The organism is Nocardioides dilutus (assembly GCF_054779555.1).
Genome location: NZ_BAAGYA010000001.1, coordinates 1,302,669 through 1,322,295 on the forward strand (window position 1 = coordinate 1,302,669; position 19,627 = coordinate 1,322,295).

The 19,627-nt window shown below is 71.7% G+C and carries 16 protein-coding genes; 5 read left to right on the forward strand and 11 right to left on the reverse strand.

The genetic code is table 11. The features are described 5' to 3' along the window. Positions 1-34: 34 nt before the first annotated feature. A complete protein-coding gene (locus tag ACYVC6_RS06330) occupies positions 35-160 on the forward strand; it encodes a hypothetical protein (protein WP_460712098.1) in 126 nt (41 codons plus the stop codon). 159 nt (positions 161-319) lie between these two features. Here the strand turns inward: ACYVC6_RS06330 and ACYVC6_RS06335 are convergent, their stop codons facing one another. The 4 genes from ACYVC6_RS06335 to ACYVC6_RS06350 all read right to left on the reverse strand — a co-directional run bounded on the left by ACYVC6_RS06335 (position 320) and on the right by ACYVC6_RS06350 (position 4,856). Continuing rightward, positions 320-1,276, reverse strand: coding sequence for a GDP-mannose 4,6-dehydratase (locus ACYVC6_RS06335; protein ID WP_460712100.1), 957 nt, complete (start codon positions 1,274-1,276; stop codon positions 320-322). Next, a complete protein-coding gene (gene gmd, locus ACYVC6_RS06340) occupies positions 1,273-2,253 on the reverse strand; it encodes a GDP-mannose 4,6-dehydratase (protein ID WP_460712101.1) in 981 nt (326 codons plus the stop codon). The genes ACYVC6_RS06335 and gmd overlap by 4 nt, the downstream gene beginning before the upstream one ends. Before the next feature lie 33 nt (positions 2,254-2,286). After that, positions 2,287-3,807 carry a sugar transferase gene (locus tag ACYVC6_RS06345; protein WP_460712102.1) on the reverse strand — a complete coding sequence of 507 codons (1,521 nt, stop codon included), beginning with the start codon at positions 3,805-3,807 and terminating at the stop codon, positions 2,287-2,289. A 179-nt stretch (positions 3,808-3,986) separates the two neighbouring features. Further along, on the reverse strand, positions 3,987-4,856 hold the full coding sequence (locus tag ACYVC6_RS06350) for a glycosyltransferase family 2 protein (protein ID WP_460712103.1): 870 nt from the start codon (positions 4,854-4,856) through the stop codon (positions 3,987-3,989). 477 nt (positions 4,857-5,333) lie between these two features. Between ACYVC6_RS06350 and ACYVC6_RS06355 the strand changes: the two genes are divergently transcribed. The 3 genes from ACYVC6_RS06355 to ACYVC6_RS06365 are packed head-to-tail and all read left to right on the forward strand — an operon-like array spanning position 5,334 to position 7,991. After that, positions 5,334-6,194: an SGNH/GDSL hydrolase family protein gene (locus ACYVC6_RS06355; protein ID WP_460712105.1), complete on the forward strand. Its 861-nt coding sequence runs from the start codon at positions 5,334-5,336 to the stop codon at positions 6,192-6,194. A 10-nt stretch (positions 6,195-6,204) separates the two neighbouring features. Continuing rightward, positions 6,205-7,209, forward strand: coding sequence for a UDP-glucose 4-epimerase GalE (galE, locus tag ACYVC6_RS06360; protein WP_460712106.1), 1,005 nt, complete (start codon positions 6,205-6,207; stop codon positions 7,207-7,209). Further along, positions 7,209-7,991, forward strand: coding sequence for an N-acetylmuramoyl-L-alanine amidase (locus ACYVC6_RS06365; RefSeq protein ID WP_460712107.1), 783 nt, complete (start codon positions 7,209-7,211; stop codon positions 7,989-7,991). The genes galE and ACYVC6_RS06365 overlap by 1 nt, the downstream gene beginning before the upstream one ends. Here the strand turns inward: ACYVC6_RS06365 and ACYVC6_RS06370 are convergent. The 7 genes from ACYVC6_RS06370 to ACYVC6_RS06400 all read right to left on the reverse strand — a co-directional run bounded on the left by ACYVC6_RS06370 (position 7,918) and on the right by ACYVC6_RS06400 (position 16,373). Then, a complete protein-coding gene (locus ACYVC6_RS06370; protein ID WP_460712109.1) occupies positions 7,918-9,216 on the reverse strand; it encodes a lipopolysaccharide biosynthesis protein in 1,299 nt (432 codons plus the stop codon). The genes ACYVC6_RS06365 and ACYVC6_RS06370 overlap by 74 nt on opposite strands. After that, positions 9,213-10,109: an LpxL/LpxP family acyltransferase gene (locus ACYVC6_RS06375; RefSeq protein ID WP_460712111.1), complete on the reverse strand. Its 897-nt coding sequence runs from the start codon at positions 10,107-10,109 to the stop codon at positions 9,213-9,215. The genes ACYVC6_RS06370 and ACYVC6_RS06375 overlap by 4 nt, the downstream gene beginning before the upstream one ends. Positions 10,110-10,126: 17 nt before the next feature. Further along, positions 10,127-11,023, reverse strand: a complete 897-nt coding sequence (locus ACYVC6_RS06380; protein WP_460712113.1) for a dihydropteroate synthase — start codon at positions 11,021-11,023, stop codon at positions 10,127-10,129. Beyond that, positions 11,020-11,751: a dihydrofolate reductase family protein gene (locus ACYVC6_RS06385; RefSeq protein ID WP_460713313.1), complete on the reverse strand. Its 732-nt coding sequence runs from the start codon at positions 11,749-11,751 to the stop codon at positions 11,020-11,022. The genes ACYVC6_RS06380 and ACYVC6_RS06385 overlap by 4 nt, the downstream gene beginning before the upstream one ends. An 82-nt stretch (positions 11,752-11,833) precedes the next feature. After that, positions 11,834-12,556, reverse strand: coding sequence for a helical backbone metal receptor (locus ACYVC6_RS06390; protein WP_460712115.1), 723 nt, complete (start codon positions 12,554-12,556; stop codon positions 11,834-11,836). 10 nt (positions 12,557-12,566) lie between these two features. Continuing rightward, positions 12,567-15,725, reverse strand: coding sequence for a fused isobutyryl-CoA mutase/GTPase IcmF (icmF, locus tag ACYVC6_RS06395; protein WP_460712117.1), 3,159 nt, complete (start codon positions 15,723-15,725; stop codon positions 12,567-12,569). 147 nt (positions 15,726-15,872) lie between these two features. Beyond that, a complete protein-coding gene (locus ACYVC6_RS06400; RefSeq protein WP_460712119.1) occupies positions 15,873-16,373 on the reverse strand; it encodes a MarR family winged helix-turn-helix transcriptional regulator in 501 nt (166 codons plus the stop codon). 113 nt (positions 16,374-16,486) lie between these two features. Here ACYVC6_RS06400 and ACYVC6_RS06405 point away from each other — a divergent pair, with 113 nt between their 5' ends. After that, positions 16,487-19,627: a M12 family metallo-peptidase gene (locus ACYVC6_RS06405; RefSeq protein ID WP_460712120.1), complete on the forward strand. Its 3,141-nt coding sequence runs from the start codon at positions 16,487-16,489 to the stop codon at positions 19,625-19,627.

Consider the following 19,627-nt stretch of genomic DNA (forward strand, 5'->3'; position numbering starts at 1 on the left):
CCCCTGGGGTTCGCGGAGGGGCATCACTCTGCGGGTGCCGCTGCGGCCGACGAGTCACTCCGACGACAAGATCGTGGTCGTCGCCTGCGTCACCTCGCACTACGCCGCCATGGTGGCGAAGCACGCCGTCGAGCACTGGACCAAGGCCTTCCTGACCTAGTGCATGGCGGGCGACCTCCTGGGACCGCTCACCCTGCCCGGCTCTGGCGTGCCGGTCTGCTGCACACCTGCTGGCGGCGGTCCCGCTTCAGCTCTTCGCGTGTGAGCTGGCAACCAAGCTGGGGCATGACGTCGACCAGCCCGGCAAACCTCAGGTCCGTCACTGTCGAGTGGCCGGCTCCAGGTCGGCGGCGACCATCCGCCCGACCAACTCGGCAAACGTGACGCTCGGTGTCCAGCCGAGCGCGTACCGGGCCCGCGAGGGGTTGCCCCTGAGCTCAACCGCGTCGACGGGCCGGAGCAGGTGCGGGTCGACCTCCACGTACGCCTCCCAGTCGTCGATCCCGACGTGCGTGAACGCGGCCGCGACGAACTCCGCGACCGAGTGGCTCTCGCCCGTGGCCACCACATAGTCCTGAGCGCAGTCGGCTCTGGCGGCGCGGACCATCGCGTCGACGTAGTCGGGAGCCCACCCCCAGTCACGTCGCGCTTCCAGGTTGCCGAGCACCAGTCGCTGCTTCTGATCGCGGGCGATGGCGGCGACACCGGTGGTGATCTTGCGGGTCACGAACTGCTCTGGTCGCCGCGGGGACTCGTGGTTGTAGAGGACCGCGCTGACCGCATGCAGGTCGCGGGCGCGGTAGACACCGACGGCGAGGTGGGCATACGCCTTGGCCGCGCCGTAAGGGTTGACCGGCCTCACCGGTGTCCCCTCGTTCTGAGGTGACGACTCCGGCATGCCGAAGATCTCCGCGCTCGACGCCTGCACGAAGCGCACCCGGCGGCCGGTTCGTTGCTGGACCTGCAGCGCCGACTCCATCAGGCCGACCGCCCCAGTGCCGTTGACCGCCGCGGTGCGGTCGGGTTCGGCCCAGGAACGGGCCACAGAGCTGACTGCGGCCAGGTTGTAGACCTCGTCGGGGGCGAGGTCGAGGAGCAGCGAGCGGACTTCGCCCACCAGGGCGATGTCCCCAGTGTGCAGCTCCACTCCTGGACAGTCCGGCACCGGGTCGTCCGCGTGCATGAGCCCGTGGACCTCAATACCCTCGCCGAGCAGCCTCTCCGTCAGGTAACTCCCGTCCTGACCGCCGACACCCGTGACGAAGGCGCGTGTCACCAGCCAGCCCTCTGAGCGGCGATGTCTGCCTCGACCATCATCCGCACCAGCTCCTCGAACCCGACTTTCGGCTTCCAGCCCAATACCTCGCGCGCCTTGGTCGCGTCGCCGATGAGGTGGTCGACCTCGGCGGGGCGCATGTATCGCTTGTCCTGCCTGACGTAGGGGGTCCAGTCGGTGATGCCGATGTGGCGGAACGCGACGTCGACGAGTTCGCGGATCGAGTGCGTCTCCCCGGTCGCCACCACGTAGTCGTCGGCCACCGGCTGCTGGAGCATGAGCCACATCGCCTCGACGTAGTCGCCCGCGAATCCCCAGTCGCGCTCGGCGTCCAAGTTGCCCAGCACCAGCTCGTCCTGGAGTCCCAGGGAGATCCGGGCGACCGCCTGGCTGACCTTGCGGGTGACGAACTCCTGACCTCGCCGCGGGGACTCATGGTTGAAGAGGATCCCCGACGAGGCGTGCATCCCGTAGGACTCGCGGTAGTTGATCGTCATGTGGTGGCCAAAGACCTTGCTCACCCCGTAGGGCGACCGCGGCCAGAGCAGCGTCCGTTCGGTCTGTGGCGACTCGTGCACCTTGCCGAACATCTCCGAGCTCGACGCCTGGTAGAAGCGCACCCCCGCCGGGTTGTCGCCGGTGTGCAGCCGGATCGCCTCGAGCATGTTGAGCACGCCCTTGGCGGTCACGTCGGTGGTGAGATGTGCATTCTCCCAGGAGTAGGCGACGAAGGAGACCGCGCCGAGGTTGTAGACCTCGCCGGGTTCGGAGTCGCGTAGCGCCCGGATCAGGCTCGACATGTCGGTGAGATCCCCGTTGTGCAGCGTGACCTCGGGCAGCAGGTCCTCGACGAGGTCGCGCTTCGGGTTGTTCTGCCCGCGGATCACCCCGTGCACGTCGTAGCCCTTGGCGAGCAGCAGCTCGGCGAGGTAGAGGCCGTCTTGGCCGGTGATGCCGGTGATCAGGGCGGTGCGCATGTAGCGCAGTCTGCCCGACCCTGCGAGACGGCGTCAGTAGGCCCCGCGGCGCGAGACCACGGCCCGCCACGTCTTGGCCAGGATGCTGAGGTCCTGGAGCATCGACCAGTTGTCGACGTAGTAGAGGTCGAGCCGCAGGGCCTCCTCCCAGGTCAGGTCCGAGCGTCCCGAGACCTGCCACAGGCCGGTCATCCCGGGCCGCACGTGCAGCCGGCGGGAGGCGTCCTCGCCATACTGCTCGACCTCGAGCGGCAGCGGCGGCCGCGGTCCGACCAGGCTCATGTCGCCGTGGAGGACGTTGAACAGCTGAGGGAGCTCGTCGAGGGAGTAGCGGCGCAGCCAGCGTCCGGGGCGGGTCACCCGGGGGTCGTCCTGGATCTTGAAGAGGCCGCTCTCATAGCCGTGCTCCGCGTGGAGGTCGGCGAGCCGCTCCTCGGCGTCGACGACCATGCTGCGGAACTTCAGGCAGGAGAACTCGTGTCCGTTGCGGCCGATCCGGGGCTGCCGGAAGAGGACGGGGCCACGGTCCGCGGCCTTGACGGCCACCGCGCTCGCGAGCAGCAGCGGCGCGAACACCACGACCAGCAGCGCGGCCACGACGAGGTCGAAGAGCCGCTTGCCCAGCCGGGTGGCGCTCGACCAGGTCGGTGGGTCGATGTGCATGAGCGGCAGGCCGCCCACCGGGCGGACCTTGACCCGCTCGCGGGAGATGTCGGTGACGCTGGGGGCGACCACGACCTGCACGTTGTGGGGCTCGAGGTCCCACACCACCTGGCGCATCTTGGCGCCGGTGCCGATGGAGCCGCCGGCGAAGAAGATGACGTCGGCCTCGGTCTTCATCACCAGGGCGGTGACGTCGTCGGTGTCACCGAGCACTGGGATGCCCGCGGGCGTCTCCTCGCGGGTGTCGCTCGGGGGCGTGGCCGCGCCGATGATCCGGTAGCCGAGCCAGCTCTCCCGGCGCAGGACGCCGGCGATCTCGTCGATGTGGGAGGCCGTGCCGGCGATGAGCACGCCCTGCTGGAGCCGACCGGCGATCCGGGCCCGGTGGACGGCTCGACGGCCCACCCAGCGGCCGACGAGCAGGAGAGGGATGCCGATGGCGAAGGCGAGGAAGTAGAAGCCGCGGGACATCGGGTATTTCGCCAGGTAGCAGCCGACACCCAGCAGTCCCGCGGTGATGACGGAGGCGTTGGCGACCCGCTTGTATTCGTCGGTGCCGGCACCGAAGACCTCCGCCCGGTAGCCCCCGCAGAAGTAGATCAATGCGAGCCAGCCGAGGCCCAGGAGCGGGCCGACGACCACGAGGGAGGAGGAGACGTCCGCGCTGCTGGAGAAGAGCGCCAGGTGCTTGCGGCCCAGTGCCGCCAGCAGCACCGATGCGGCGACCAGACCCAGGTCGGTCAGGAGCGCGGTGCCGGGTAGCAGCCGCAGCGCTCGGCTCGACGCCCCGGTGTCGATGCGCTGTCGCATCTCGGTCGTCGTCGTCGTCATGGTGGGCCCCGCTCCGTGCACCACCGGGGTGTGCGCACCTGAGCCAATCTGCCCAGCCATCGCATCGACTCTCCCCCGGTTGACGTCGGTCGGTGGGTCCGACGTCGAGAGACGACAGGTCCAGACGTTACGTGCTGACCTGGGATTTCGCGACCCCGACGAGGGGAAAGGGGCCGGAGAAGTCGAATTGTTCACGGCCCGTTAACGGGTGACGACCGCGCCGAAATGTGGCGGTCGATTCAGGCCGCGCCGCGCTCCCTGGTGACTTGTTCGGCGGCCGCTGTCTCACGCACGTGCTCCAGCGCCGCCGGCAGGTCACCCAGTCCGTGGTGTCCCCGACCCGAGTGGCGGCGAGCGCTGCGGGCGCGCCACGCCTCGACGAGCAGGGTGCGGAACAGCCGGAGCCCGTCGCGCAGGGCGGCCGGGCCGGACTCGACGTAGCGGCCCGGCAGGTCGACGGACGGGACCTCGACGATGTCGAGCCCAGCGGCGGCGAGGCGGCAGCTGATGAGGGTCTCGACCTCGGCCCCGTCACCCCACGGGATCCGACGGTTGCTTGTCGGCGGTGCCGTGTGGTCGGGCAGCGCGAGGACGGGGATCAGGTCGGACCAGAACGCCGTGAAGCCGTAGCGCAGGTCGGTGAAACGGGCGTGGAACGCCAGGTTGGCGCCCGCGTTGATGGCACGGTCGCCGAACGTCCGGCCGGCAAGGAGGTCGGCGGGTGCGCCGCCGGGGATGAAGCGCGAGCCCTTGGCGACGTCCGCGCCGTCGACCAGCGCGCTGACGAGCAGAGCGATCTCGGCCGGGTGGCCGGAGTGGTCGGCGTCCAGCACCACCACGACGTCGCCGGAGACCCGGGCCAGGCCCGACGCCAGCGCGTTGCCCTTGCCGGTCCGGGCCTGCAGCACCGCGACCACATCGGGCACCAACCGGCGCGCGGTGGCGATGGTGCCGTCGACGGACCCGCCGTCGACGAGGATCACCTCGTGGACCTTCGGTAGCCGAGGAAGGAGCATCGCCAGGTTGGCGGCGTCGTTGAGCGCTGGGATGACGATGCTGACGCGCGGTCGCCTGGTGTGGCGGCGGCGCGTTGTAGCGAAGGCGGACATGCGGTGGTTCCCCCTGGGTGGCGTTCGTCCGGCAACCCCCTGCCGAACGAGCGAAGCGCGACGCCTGTGCTGGCGTCGCGTCCGTCCAACGGCCACCCTCCCCTCGCGCTACGGCCCCGGGTCCGAAAGTGGGGCCGACCCACCCATCGGGGTGGCGTGAGCGCGGCCAGACGCCCCACGTGTCACACGGGCCCCATCTGGCCTAGACCGCAGGACGCCGGAAGTCTTCCGGCGTAACCCCAGGGTGTGCGCAAGCGTTTTTGCTTTGTGGCTCTGGGGGGAGTCACACTGGGATCAGCGGAAGCTGGTTCCCAACGGTCCGGGCCGGTGCGAGCGTCCGCGGAGGTCGCTCCCGGCCCGGACCGAGCTCAACCGTTCGGTTCGACTTGGCGGATTCGGGCACGCCAGGGGGCCGTTGCGCCGTACCTTCGGCTGTCGCTGTCCCCCGTTGTCCACCCCGTCGAACTGGTCGAGCCCGTGCCCGTGTCCCGCCTGGCGGTCCGCAAGCAGCGCGTCGTCGCGCTCGTGGTGGCCACGACCGTGGTGCTGGGCTTCGCCGTGACCGCCGGACTGGTGGCCACCGGGCCCGCCGCCTCGTCGTCCACCAGGTTCGCCAGCCCGGCCCCGGCGGCGCCGCAGGTGGTGGCCCAGGCAGTGACCCAGGCAGTGACCCGGGTTATGGCCGACACCGCCGAGACGGTGCACGCGAAGACCCGGCTCGCGCGCACGCTGATGGTCTTCGGCGACTCCATCTCGGCCCGGTTCAACAACCGCGGCGGTGACGCCGCGCAGGGCTTCTGGAGCATGGTGGCCCACGAGCTCGGCGCTCGGCCCGAGGTCCGGGCCGAGGGCGGCGCCGGCTTCGTCAACCCGGGGCTCGTCGGCTGCACCGGCAGCACCTTCGCCCAGCAGCTGGCCCGCCCGGGCGTCGCCGAGGTCGTGGCCGGAGCCGGCGCGGTCATCATCGAGGGTGGGCGCACCGACACCCAGACCTGCCGTCCCGGCGGTGGCTACGACCTCGTGCCCAACCAGCAGGTACGCCGCGCGGCCGAGTCGTTCATGGCCGAGATCCAGCGGCTGCGCGGCCCCGACCGGACCTGCACGATCGTCGTCGTGCCCTGGGGGCCCGCCGGGCGCATGGACAACCGCGACCGGATCACCCGCGTGGTCCGGGATGCCGCGACCCGCCACGGGTTCACCTTCATCGACACGCTCGGCCTGCTGACCGAGACCACCACCCTCGAGGACGGCGTCCACCCGACCCGCAAGGGCAACAAGGCGCTCACCCAGGCGATCCTCGACCAGAGCCGGGCCGAGGGCTGCTTCGCCCGTCACTAGAGTGGGGCCGGTGAAGGTACTGGTCACCGGCGGCGCCGGCTATATCGGCTCGATCACCGCCAAGGCGCTCGAGGAGGCCGGGCACACGCCCGTGATCCTCGACTCGCTGCTCACCGGACCGCAGGTCTTCGTCCGCGACCGGATCTTCTACGAGGGCGACATCGCCGACCGGGCCCTGCTCGCCCGGGTCGTCGAGGAGCATCCCGACCTCGACGCCACCATCCACATGGCGGCCCGGATCGTCGTCCCCGAGTCGGTCGAGCAGCCGTATGAGTACTACCGCGACAACGTCGCCAAGTCGTTGGAGCTCTTCGACCAGCTCGAGCGGCTCGGCAAGCCGCGGGTGCTGTTCTCCAGCTCGGCCAGCCTCTACGCCGCCAAGGAGGGCTTCGAGGTCGTCGAGACCGACCCGCTCGACCCGCCGTCGCCGTACGCCCGCACCAAACGGATGATGGAGCAGGTCCTCCAGGACATGGCGGTCGCCACCGACCTGCGCGCGATCATCCTGCGCTACTTCAACCCGATCGGCTCCGACCCCGACCTCGAGTCGGGCATCTATGCCAAGGAGCCTTCCCACGTCCTCGGCCAGCTGGTGATGGCGGCCCGTGGCCAGAAGGACGCCTTCACGATCACCGGCACCGACCACCCCACCCGTGACGGCACCGGCATCCGCGACTACATCCACGTGTGGGACGTCGCGCAGGCCCACGTCCGCGCGGTCGAGCAGTTCGACGAGGTGCTGGCCGCGGTCGGCGAGCCCAGCGTCATCATCAACCTCGGCACCGGCGACGGCACCACCGTGCGCGAGCTCGTGGCGGCGTTCGAGAAGGTCTTCGGCCACGAGGTGCCGATCAAGGAGGCGCCGCCTCGTCCCGGCGATGCCGTCGGCGCCTACGCCAACGTCGACCGGGCCGCCGAGCTGCTCGGCTGGCGGTCGGCGCTCTCGATCGAGGACGCGATCGCCTCCGCGCTGGCCTGGGGCGAGAAGCGCCAGGAGATCCTGGGCTACGAGTAGTGACGTACGCCGCGCGGGTGCTCCTGGCCTCTCTTGCCGCCTCTCTTGCCGCCTCGCTGGTCGTGGCCGCGCCGGCGCACGCCGAGGACCGCACGCTGCTGGTCCGCGAGGCCGAGCCGCTGCAGGGTCGGGTCGTCGTGATCGACCCCGGTCACCAGCTGGGCAACCACAACTTCCCGGCCCAGATCAACAAGCTGGTGCCGGCCGGTGGGTTCAAGAAGGCCTGCAACACGACCGGCACCGCGACTCGGGGCGGCTGGCCGGAGGCGACGTTCGCCTGGCGGGTGTCGCTGCGGCTCAAGGCCCAGCTCGAGCGGCTCGGCGCCCGCGTGGTGCTGACCCGCAAGGTCAACAGCCAGAGGCGCTGGGGCCCGTGCGTCGACCGCCGCGGCCGGGCCGGCAACCGGATCCCCGCCGACCTCAAGATCAGCATCCACGCGGACGGCTCCTATGCGGCCGGCGCCCGCGGCTTCCACGTGATCGCCCCCACCGACCGCAAGCCGTGGACCCACGACATCTACAAGCCGTCGAAGCGGCTCGCGCTGCTGGCCCGCGCCTCGCTGGTCAAGAAGCACGTGCCGCGGGCCAACTACATCGCCGGCGGCGACGGCCTCGACTTCCGCAGCGATCTCGGCACCCTCAACCTCTCCGACGTGCCGACGGTCATGGTCGAGCTCGGCAACATGAAGAACGCCGCCGACGCCCGGCTCATGACGACGCCGAAGGGGCGGGCGGCGTACGCCGCTGCGCTGGCCCGGGCGGTTCGGCTCTTCCTCCGCTGACCGCCTCCAGCCGGCACTCGTGGGCCGCGCGGGCGTAGAGCACCGCGACCCCGACGGCGAGCACGGCCGTGACCGCCCAGGCAACATCCACAGCATTCCCCAGCCCGGCGGCGATCGTGGCCGAGGACACCTGTCCGACGGCGATCGCGAGTGTGAGCCGCCCGGTGAACCGGTTCGCCGCGGTTGATCGCGCCTGCATAAAGGCCACCAGCAGCGCACCGAAGCCGACGACAACCGCGTTGAGACACAGCACGCGAAGAACGGGCACGGCGCCGGCGTACTCGTCCCCGACCACCCGCGGTAGCAGTCCGGCTGCGATGGCGGTGACGCCGGCGACGCCCGCGACCGGTGCGGTCCCCAGCAACGAGCCCACTACGAGTTGGCGCTGGGTCACCTGGCGGAGCCGCGCGATCCTGGGGAAGGCGACCGAGGTCACGGCCACGGTCACCAGGTTCATGGGTCGCACGAGGCGCGCCGGGAGGGCGTACGCACCACCGAGGGTGGCGCTCACCAGCGTGACCGCAGCGACGTCCAAGTCGCGCAGGGTGGCACCGACCTCGGTCCACCAGTAGCCGAAGTCGAAGGTGACCTCACCCGCCGGGCGACGGGCGACGACGAGCCTGCGCGCCCACGGCTCCGCTCGCCGCAGGCCGGTCAGGTAGGCGAGCGCCGAGCCAGCGGTCAGCGAGAGGGACCAGGTCCACACAACGTCGAGGTCGAGCGCCAGTGCAACGGCGAGTGCGACAACCACGGGGCCGCGCCGCCAGAGGTACGACGGCATCAGGTCCTGGGCCCGGTCGTCGACGAGTGAGACCCCGTTCCACAGCGTCGTGAGCTGTTCGAAGAGGAGCCAGACCGCGATCGGCGCCAACTGGGCGAAGAGCTCGTGGCCGGTTGCTGTCCACAGGACCAGGCAGCCGACCAGCCACAGGACGGCACTCGCGTTGGTGAACCGCTGCCACACCGCGAAGATCGCTGGCAGGTTCGGGTCGTCGCGGTGGACGGAGCGCCGGTACTGGATCTGCCTGATGAGGCCGAACCCGTTGAGAGCGACGACGCCGAGCATGACGGCGTTGGCCGAGGCGACGGCGGCGAACTGCGACGGCTCCAGCCCGCGCGCCAGGAGCACGATCACCACGAGCTGGAGCGCCGCGGAGACGATCTTGCTGGTGAACGACCAGCCCAGCTGGCGCAGGAACCTGCTCACCGCTCCGTGGCGACTCATGGGTTGACGTGGTCCGGTTCTCCGGGGTCGCGCTCGTACGACACCGGCTGACCGTCCGCGTCGAGCTGGACGAACTTCGGCCGGGGCCAGTCGTAGGCCTCGGGCCAGTCGAGGACCGCGGGTTCGAAGCGGTCGAGCATGCTCTGCAGCAGAGCCACGGCGTTCCCATGCTCACCGGGGATGAGGGGTTCGGTCAGCTGCAGGCGCTGGTTCACGCCGTCGGTCTGGCGGGCCAGCACGAGAACGACTGGCGTGTCGGTCTCGAACGCGATCCGGGCGGCGCCCGACGCGCACCGGAGGTCCCGACCAAGGAAACGAACCCGGGTGCTTCCCGGGAGGTCCACGGCGATGGCCAGCGTGTGCCCCTCCAAGACGAGGTCGCGCAGTCCGTCGTAGCCGAGCGTCGCGGGCACCATGGTCGACCCCTTCTCGACGACGCGCAGGTGTGCGGCGAGGTAGGCGGGCTTGTCGGAGTCGAAAAGCATCTGGTGCCCGACCGTGGTGATCGGCGGGGCCCCGGCCCGTTTGAGCGCTCCGAACGCCCCGTCGAAGCGACCGTGATGCAGGAAGCAGAGGATGAGGCCTCCGTCAGCGCCCCGCACTCGTGTGAGGTGCTCGATCCCGGTGACGGGCTGACGTGTGATCACCTTCGGGTGCCAGCGCAGCTCGCGGCGCCAGACGGCGTACTCGAGGTGTCGCAGTGCCGCTGCGTCGAGGTCGGCTTCGGGTCGGCTGGCGCCGAGTAGGAACTCCATCTGCCGCCGGGCGACATCTCGCGCGACCGGGTCGGCCTGGGCCCGGCGTACCCGCCGGCGGACGACCGGCGTCGACAGCGCCAACGGGGTCCGGCGCAGGCCGGCGACGGCCAACCTCTTCACCGCGGCTCCGGGCATGGAGAGGAGAGTAGGGGTCAGGCGACAGTGAGCTCGCTCAGGGCGCGCAGGACCGGCACGACCCGGGGCACCTCGTGGGTGCGGATCAGGCCCGCGCCGCCGAGCCGGGCCAGCACGGTGAAGAACGCCTCGCCGGTGCGGAACTCGTCCTGGAACAGGTCGAACCCGTGCGGGACGGACTGGCAGACCGGCACGCCCAGGCTCCGGAGCCGGAAGGCGTTGAGCAGGATCCTGGTCTGGTGGTCGAGGCGCTCGGCCGGTGTCTGCGCCACCCCGAAGTGGAAGCCGACACCGGGGTCGACGACCAGGCCCGCCACCCCGAGCTCCCGGGCGCGGTCGATCCGCGCCGCGAAGCCCTCCAGCATCCGGGGGAGCGGGTCGGCCGCGAGGTCCGCTCCGTCCAGGTCGCGGGCATGCGCGCCCTCGACGTGGCAGAGCACGACGGCGGCGCCGTGCTCGGCGGCCAGCGCGAACACCGGGTCGTCGTCGGTCGAGCCGGTGAGGTTGACGACCGCGGCACCGGCGGCCAGGGTCGCCCGGACGACCTCGAGGTCATAGCTCTCGCTCGAGACCAGGATCCCGTCGGCGGCGAGCGCCTCGACCACGGGGACGAGCCGGCGGACCTGCTCCTCGCTCCCCACCCGGGCGGCCGGGCCGTTGGTCGACTCGGCGCCGACGTCGACGAGGTCGGCACCTTGGGCGGCCAGGACCTTCCCCCGGCGTACGGCGTCGACCGTCGAGGGGGCGATGCTGGGCCGGTAGGTCGAGTCGCGCGACAGGTTGACCACGCCCATGACCGCGGCCCGCTGGTCGGTGTCGAGGACCCGGCCCTTGACCTCGAGCGGCGGGACCGCCACGCCGAGGTCCTGCAGGTGCGCGGCGGCCAGGCCGGCCAGCGTCTCGAGGGAGATCACGAGGCCTCCGGCCGCACGTAGCGGCCCATCAGGAAGCCGTCCTCGGTCAGCACCTGCACCAGGTCGAAGCCGACCACCGAGGGCAGCCGTGGGGTGTCCGGGCTGGTGCCGGTGCCCGTCATCACGGGCGAGACGGTGATGTCGGCCTCGTCGACCATCCCGGCCGCCACCAGGTGGCGCAGGAGGGTCGGCCCGCCCTCGCAGACGATCCGCCGCAAGCCGCGCTGCTCGAGGGCGTCGACGAACGCCCGGGGGTCCCCGTCGGCGGCGACGTTGACGACCTCGCTCCGCTCGGAGGCCCGCGCGACCAGCTCGGGGTCGGCGGAGGGACCCGTCAGCACCAGCACCGGCAGCGCCGACTCGGTGAACACCGGCTCGTCCCACGGCAGGTCGAGCGACCGGCTGACGACCGCCAGCCGCGGCGCCGGCGCCAGCCCCTGGGCGCGGCGTGCCTCGGCGTCCTCCCCCTTGGCGCGCATCGGGCCGTAGCGCTCGGCACGCAGGGTCTGGGCGCCGATCAGCACCGCGTCGGCGTGGCGGCGTACGGCGTCGAAGACGAGCTTGTCCGCCTCGCCCGAGATCGACCCGCTCAGCCCGTCCGGCCCGGCCGCCGCGCCGTCCAGCGTGGTCACCATCATCGCCCGCACCCACCGGCGGCCCTCCGGCCACGGATAGGCGGCCACGACCTCGTCGGCCTCGAGTCGGCCGGGTGTCGGGCCCAGGATCATCTGCACCAAGCGAATCTAGCGGGGGGTAGTCCGTGACGTTTCTGCCCTCGGTGCCTCCGCCTGGGGGCCGTTTCGTCACGGACTATCCGCCCAGCCGGCTCGCCTCCAGCAGCGAGGGGCCGTACCAGGTGATGAGCCGGCCGGAGATGAGCTCGGTCGGGGTGCGGGTGAAGGCCTCGGGGCCGTCGTCGGCGGTGAAGACGTAGGGCTCGTCGGGGAGCAGTACGACGTCGGCGCCCTTGCTGTCGATCTCGGCCGCGCCGACCTTGGGGTAGCGGTCGGCCGCGCCGGCGTAGACGTTGTGCCACCCGAGGCGGCGGACGAGGTCGCCGGTGAAGGTGTCGCGGCCGACGACCATCCAGGGGTCCCGCCAGATCGGGATCGCCACCCGGCGGGTGACCGGCGGCAGGTCGCCGCACCATCGGTCGCGCACCTCGGCCAACCACGCGGGTCGGTCCCAGCCCAGCACGTCGTCGAAGAGGTGCTCGAACGCGTCGACGGCCTGCGGCACGGTCTCGATGTCGGTCACCTCGACCCGGACGCCGGACTCCTCGAGACGGCGTACGTCGAGCTCGCGGTTCTCCTCGCGGTTGGCGATTACCACGTCGGGGCGCAGGCTGCGGATGGCGTCGAGGTCGGGGTTCTTGGTGCCCCGGACCCTTCTCTCGAGCGTCTCGTCCAGGTCGGCCGGATGCGTGCACCAGTCGGTCGCGCCGACCACCGCCTCGCGGCGCACCGAGGCCAGGGCCTCGGTGATCGAGGGGACCAGGCTGACGACGCGGGTGGCTGGGCGGGCGGGCGGCATCACCCGACCCTCACACGTTCCGCCGGTACTGCCCGCCCACCTCGAAGAACGCCTCGGTGACCTGGCCGAGCGTGCAGACCCGGGCGGCGTCCATGAGCACCGCGAAGACGTTGTCGCCGGCGACCGCGGCCGCCTTGAGCCGGGCCAGGGCGGCCTCGGCCTCGGAGGCGTGGGCGGCCTGGAAGTCCTGGACCCGCCGCAGCTGCGAGGCCTTCTCCTCCTCGGTCGCCCGGGCGAGCTCGACGTGGTCCGGGGTCCCGTCGGAGGCGTCGGGGTTGCGGAAGGTGTTGACGCCGATGATCGGCAGCGAGCCGTCGTGCTTGCGGTGCTCGTAGAGCATCGACTCGTCCTGGATCCGGCCACGCTGGTAGCCGGTCTCCATCGCCCCGAGTACGCCGCCGCGCTCGGAGATCCGGTCGAACTCGGCCAGCACCGCCGCCTCCACCAGGTCGGTGAGCTCGTCGATGACGTAGGAACCCTGGAGCGGGTTCTCGTTCATCGCCAGGCCCCACTCGCGGTTGATGATCATCTGGATGGCGAGCGCGCGGCGTACGGACTTGTCCGACGGCGTCGTCACGGCCTCGTCATAGGCGTTGGTGTGCAGCGAGTTGGCGTTGTCGTAGATCGCGATCAGCGCCTGCAGCGTGGTGCGGATGTCGTTGAAGTCCATCTCCTGCGCGTGCAGCGACCGCCCCGACGTCTGGACGTGGTACTTCAGCTTCTGGGAGCGCTCGTTGGCGCCGTACTTGTCGCGCATCGTGACCGCCCAGATCCGGCGCGCGACCCGGCCGATGACGGAGTATTCGGGGTCCATGCCGTTGCTGAAGAAGAACGACAGGTTGGGCGCGAAGTCGTCGATGTCCATGCCGCGCGCCAGGTAGGACTCGACGTAGGTGAACCCGTTGGCGAGCGTGAACGCCAGCTGGCTGATGGGGTTCGCCCCGGCCTCGGCGATGTGGTAGCCGGAGATCGAGACCGAGTAGAAGTTGCGCACTCCCTGCTCGATGAACCACTCCTGGATGTCGGCCATGCACCGCAGGCTGAACTCGGTGGAGAACAGGCAGGTGTTCTGGCCCTGGTCCTCCTTGAGGATGTCGGCCTGCACGGTGCCGCGCACGGTCTGGAGGGCGTACGCCGGGTCGACGCCATTCTCCTTCGCCTGGTCGAGCACGGTGTTGAGGAAGAACGCGAGCACCGTCGGCGCCGGGCCGTTGATCGTCATCGACACCGACGTCGTCGGCGACAGCAGGTCGAAGCCGTCGTAGAGCTCCTTCATGTCGTCCAGCGTCGCGACGCTCACCCCGGACGTGCCGACCTTGCCGTAGATGTCGGGCCGCTCGTCGGGGTCGCGGCCGTAGAGGGTGACCGAGTCGAACGCCGTGCTGAGGCGCGTGGCCGGCTGCCCCTCGGAGAGCCGCTTGAAGCGGCGGTTCGTGCGCGCCGGGTCGCCCTCACCCGCGAACATCCGGGCCGGGTCCTCGTTCTCCCGCTTGAACGGGAAGACACCCGCGGTGAACGGGAACCGGCCGGGCAGGTTCTCGCGTCGCCAGAAGCGCACCAGCTCGCCGTGGTCGGCGTAGCGGGGTACGGCGACGCGGGGCACGCGGTTGCCCGAGAGCGACTCGCGGCCGGGGTGTCCGTCGTACTCCTGCACGACCGAGGGCCAGTGCTCGAGCTGGCTCGCGACGTCCTTGTCGAGGTCGGACCGCGCCTGCTCCAGGAGAGCGGGTACGCCGCCGCGCTCGCCCTCGGCCAGCTCGGCGGCGACCGCGTCGAGCCGCTGCAGCCGCCGGGCCTGCTCGACCAGCTCGTCGGTCCGCGCGTGATAGCTGCGCACGGTCTGAGCGATCTCGGCGAGGTAGCGCACCCGGTCGCCGGGAACGACCTGGCGGATCCGTGAGGAGTGCCGGACGTCGACCCGCTCGAGGACGCCCTCGTCGAGGGTGAGGCCGTCGTCGGCGAGCCGCGCCCGCAGGTGCTGGTAGAGCGCGGTGACCCCGTCGTCGTTGAACGTCGCCGCGCTGGTGCCGAAGACCGGCATGTCCTCCGGCTGCTTGCCGAACGCCTCGCGGTTGCGGACCAGCTGGCGGCCGACGTCGCGCAGCGCGTCCTCCGCGCCGCGGCGCTCGAACTTGTTGATCGCCACGACGTCGGCGAAGTCGAGCATGTCGATCTTCTCCAGCTGGGACGCGGCGCCGTACTCCGGCGTCATCACGTAGAGGCTGGTGTCCGCGAACGGGATGATCGCCGCGTCTCCCTGGCCGATGCCCGGCGTCTCCACGACCACCAGGTCGAAGCCGCCGGCCTTGAGCACCGTGAGGACGTCGCCGAGGTGGTCGGGCAGCTCGTGCGCGCCGCGGGTGGCGAGCGAGCGGAAGTAGGCGCGGTCGTCGTCCGACGTCCGGCCCAGCGACAGGCTGTTCATCCGGATCCGGTCACCGAGCAGCGCGCCGCCGCCCTTGCGCCGGGTCGGGTCGACGGCCACCACCGCGATCCGCAGCTTGTCCTGCTGGTCGACCCGGAAGCGGCGTACCAGCTCGTCGGTGAGGCTGGACTTGCCGGACCCGCCGGTGCCGGTGATGCCGAGCACCGGGACGTGCCGCCGGTTGGCCGCGTCGCGCAGCGCCGTCAGGTCGGCGTCGGGGACCCGGCCGAGCTCGACGCCCGTGATCGCCCGGGCCACGGCCGCCTTGTCGCCGCCGAGCACGGCGTCGACGCTGACCGGTCGCTGCTCCCAGAGGTCGACGTCGAGGTCGCGGACGACCGAGTTGATCATCCCGGGGAGGCCCATCCGCTGGCCGTCCTCGGGGGAGAAGATCGTGACGCCGCTGGCGCGCAGTCGCTCGATCTCGTCGTGGACGATGACCCCGCCACCGCCGCCGACGACCTTGACGTGCCCGGCGCCGCGGTCGCGCAGCGACTCGACGAGGTACTCGAAGTATTCGACGTGGCCGCCCTGGTAGGAGCTGACGGCCACTCCCTGCGCGTCCTCCTCGACCGCCGCGTCGACCACCTCGGCGACCGAGCGGTTGTGCCCGAGGTGGATCACCTCGCAGCCCTGGCTCATGAAGATCCGGCGCATGATGTTGATCGCCGCGTCGTGCCCGTCGAACAGGCTGGACGCAGTCACCACCCGCACCGGGTTGGTCGGGACATGGAGGTCGGACATCGACACCTCGCGGAATTAGTTGGACGTCCTAGTAATCGTACCTTCCCGCGCGCGCGACGCGATAGTCCCCGACGTTCGGGACGCCGACACGCCGTACGACTGTCCCGAACGTCTGGGACTATCGCGCGGCCCCCGACCGCCGGATCCTCAGCCCACGTGGTCGCCGGCACCGGCGCGCAGCAGGCCGAGCAGACGGGTGAGGTCGGCGAGCTCGGGGGAGGACAGGCCGGGGTTCTCGAAGACCGAGGAGTTGAGGCCGGCGGTCGCCTGGTCCACGACGGCCCGGCCGGAGTCGGTGATCGAGGCCAGCACCACGCGGCGGTCGGAGTCGCGGCGGGACCGGGCGACGTAGCCCTGCTTCTCCAAGCGGTCCACCGCTGACGTCACCGAGGTCGGGTGCACCTGCAGCAGGGACCCCATCCGGGTCATCGGCATCGCGCCGGCCGAGGAGAACGACAGCAGCCGGAGCACCTCGTAGCGGGCGAAGGTCAGGCCGAGCGGGCGGAGCACGGCGTCGATCCGCTCGAGCAGGAGCTGCTGGACGCGGACGACGGAGGTGACCATCGCCATGCCGTCGGCTGCGGCCTCCCAGCCGTGGGCGACCCACTGGCGGTGTGCCTCACGGATGGGATCACGCTCGGCAGTCACCCGAGCATCGTAGGGACTCGACTTCTCCCGTTCGGCCCTCGCCGCCCGCGCCCGCGTCGTACCGTCGAAAACGACCTCCCCCGCCACTCGGGCCGGACCCCGTAGGAACCGCCGTGCGCCGCGCTCTCGCTCTCGTGCTCTGCGCGTCGGCGCTTGCCCTCCTGCCGGCGGCTCCTGCCGCGTCGGTCGGCGAGGCACCCGGCGCGTCCGTGGTGCTCCGGACCTACCGGCTGGCGCTGCTCAGCGACCCGGCGTACGCCGCCGCGGTGGCGCCCACGGCGACGACCGACGCGGAGTCGGACGCCCAGGTGCTGGCCGCGAAGGGCCTCGTGGTCGACCGGCTCAACCAGCTCTTCGGCGAGGAGCTGGCGATCCGGTTCGTGCTGGCGCCGGGCTCCATCGACCTCAACCTGCGCACCACCGCCGAGGCCACCGCCGCCAACGGCCCGTGCGGTGCGCAGCCGTGCTTCACGCCGGACCACCTCGCGTCCTGCACCGACGACACGCTGCGGCGCACGCGCCTGGTCATCGGGCAGCTCCTCGGGGCGCGCAGCTACGAGATCGGGCACCTGCTGCTGGGCTCCGCGGCCGGGGGCGCGGCGTACCCCGCCACGGCCGGGACGGAGTACCGCGCGTTCGGCTGCTCCGGCAGCCCGACGCCGTCCGGGGACGGGTTCGTCGTCGACAGAGTGGCGCACGAGCTCGGGCACCAGCTGGGTGCGAGCCCGACCTTCGACGGGGTCTGGTGCGAGGAGGACCGCAACCAGGACACCGCGGTCGAGCCGGGCTCGGGCACCAGCATCATGGGCGGCGCGGGCACCTGCGGCGTCGACGACGTCCAGGCGGACGCCGACCCGTGGTTCTCGACGGTGAGCCGGGCCGAGGTCGGCACCTACGTCGTCGGCGACGGCGCGGTGCCCGAGGACGCCCTCGCCATGGAGGTGCAGTCGGTCGCGTTCAAGGACTTCGACGGCTCCGACTCGTTCAAGCTGTCGTTCGCCGGCGTGGAGACCGCGCCGATCACCCGCGGCGTCAACTACAACGAGACGGCGATCAAGGCCGCGGTGCTGGCCGCCGTGCCGGAGGCGATCATCTCCAAGGTCCGGCCGTTCTGGCAGACCGGCGTCTTCGACGACCGTGGCTTCGAGCTCACCTTCGCCAGCTTCACCGACGTCGTCGAGCCCACGGTCGTGCCGCTCGCCGGGACGTTCACCGCCGCGGTCAACGACATCGACCAGGGCGGCCTGCAGGCCCCGGGAGGGACCGCCGCCACCTCCGCCAACCACCACCCCGTCGTCACCGCACCCGCGGACCGGACGATCCCGCTGCGCACGCCGTTCGCGCTGACCGGCACCGCCACCGACGCCGACGGCGACCCGCTCGTCTACCAGTGGGAGCAGGCCGACCTCGGTGGTCTCGATGGTCTCGCGCTGACCGACCCGGCCAAGACCGACGGACCGCTGTTCCGTACGCCGGTGCCCGCGGCCTCGGCCACCCGGACCTTCCCCGACCTCGCCCAGGTGGTCGCCGGCCACACCAACGCCGAGACCGGCACCTGCGCGGCCGGGCCGGGCGCCGCCGAGTGCTACGCGGAGTGGCTGCCCACGGCGGCGTACACCCCAACCCAGCTGCACTTCCGGCTGGTCGCCCGCGACCGCGACGCCGCCGGCGGGGTGGCCAACGACGAGGTGACGCTCACCGTCGACAAGACGACCGGGCCGTTCCGGGTCACCAGCCACGCGGAGCCGGCGATCCTGACCGGCGGGACCTCCCAGACGGTCACCTGGACCGCCAACACCGCCGCGCTCGCCGCCGACGTCCGGATCCGGATGTCGACCGACGGCGGCGAGACCTTCGGCACCGTGCTGGCGGCGACCACCCCCAACGACGGCTCGCACACCGTGACGCTCCCGGACGTCGACGCCGCGGCGGTGCGGTTCATGGTCGAGGCGGTGGACGGCTACTTCTTCGACGTCAGCGACGCCGACGTCTCGGTCACGCCGCCTCCCGCGGGCCTCACGGTGACCGGCGTGCCCGCCGCGCCGGCGACCCAGCACTCCGACCCTCTCGTCTTCGCCTTCGCCGCCGAGTCCAGCAACGCGCCGCCGGACGCGCTGACCGCCGACCTCACGGGACTGCCGTCGGGGCTGTCCCTCGCCGAGGACGGGCCTGGGTCATGGGCGGTCACCGGCACGGCGCTCGCGCCGCCGGGTACCTACCCCGTCCACCTCGAGGTCACCGACGGCGTCGACACCAAGACCTTCGACCGCAACGTCGTCGTGACGGGGGAGTCGGCGACGGCGACGTACGACGGGCCCACCGAGGTCGCGGCGCCCACCGGCGGCCCCGACGCGGTCGACCTCGCGCTGTCCGCGACCGTCGTCGAGGTGCCGGACGGCACCCCGGCTCCGCTGAGCACCGCGACGCTGACGTTCACCGACGCGACCACCGGCGAGGTGCTGTGCGGCGCGGTGCCCGTGTCGGATGCCGGGACCGCGTCCTGCACCCACTCCGCCGACCTGCCGGCGACCGGCGGCCGGACCTACCAGGTCGTCCTGTCCCTCGGTGGGTCCTGGGTGGGCGGCTCCTCGGCACCGACGGCCGTGGTCGTGACCGCCCCAGGGCCGCCACCGCCGGCCCCGCCGACCCCGCCGACCCCGCCGGAGACCTGGCTGACCTCCGGGCCACCGACCTGGCTGCTGTCGTCGTCGACCTCGGTGGCCTACGCCTCGTCGGAGGCCGGGTCGACGTTCGTCTGCCGTCTCGACGGGGTCGTCGTCGCGTGCACCTCGTCGCCGCTCACCCTGTCCGGCCTGTCCGCGGGGACGCACCGGCTCACCGTCGCCGCCCGGGACGCCGAGGGAAGCCTCGACCCGACGCCGGCCGCCACGGTGTTCACCGTGCCCGTCGACGACCGGCGGCTGTCCGCGGGCAAGCGGTGGAAGCGCCGGACCTCGGCCGCGGCCTACCGGGGCACCTACACCGCCGCCGCCACCAAGAAGGCGGCGCTCACCTACCGGGTGTCCGGTGTGGAGGCGCTGGCGCTGGTCGTCGGCACCGGGACGGGTCACGGCCGGGTGCGCGTCTATCTCGGCGGCGTACTGGTCGGGCGGGTGCGGCTCTCGGGTCCACATCGCTTTGCGAAGGTGGTCCCGCTGGCGGCGTTCGCCTCGCCCCGCAGCGGCGTGGTGCGGATCGTGACCCGCAGCGGCAAGCCGGTCCGGATCGACGGGCTGGGCGTGCGCACCTCCTAG

Excerpts from the sequence above, each read along its gene's own strand:
- ACYVC6_RS06390 (WP_460712115.1), bottom strand. The coding sequence starts at position 12,556 with ATGCCGCCCGCCCGCCCAGCCACCCGCGTCGTCAGCCTGGTCCCCTCG.
- icmF (WP_460712117.1), bottom strand. The coding sequence starts at position 15,725 with ATGTCCGACCTCCATGTCCCGACCAACCCGGTGCGGGTGGTGACTGCG.
- ACYVC6_RS06350 (WP_460712103.1), bottom strand. The coding sequence starts at position 4,856 with ATGTCCGCCTTCGCTACAACGCGCCGCCGCCACACCAGGCGACCGCGC.
- ACYVC6_RS06385 (WP_460713313.1), bottom strand. The coding sequence starts at position 11,751 with ATGATCCTGGGCCCGACACCCGGCCGACTCGAGGCCGACGAGGTCGTG.
- ACYVC6_RS06375 (WP_460712111.1), bottom strand. The coding sequence starts at position 10,109 with ATGCCCGGAGCCGCGGTGAAGAGGTTGGCCGTCGCCGGCCTGCGCCGG.
- ACYVC6_RS06345 (WP_460712102.1), bottom strand. The coding sequence starts at position 3,807 with ATGGCTGGGCAGATTGGCTCAGGTGCGCACACCCCGGTGGTGCACGGA.
- ACYVC6_RS06370 (WP_460712109.1), bottom strand. The coding sequence starts at position 9,216 with ATGAGTCGCCACGGAGCGGTGAGCAGGTTCCTGCGCCAGCTGGGCTGG.
- gmd (WP_460712101.1), bottom strand. The coding sequence starts at position 2,253 with ATGCGCACCGCCCTGATCACCGGCATCACCGGCCAAGACGGCCTCTAC.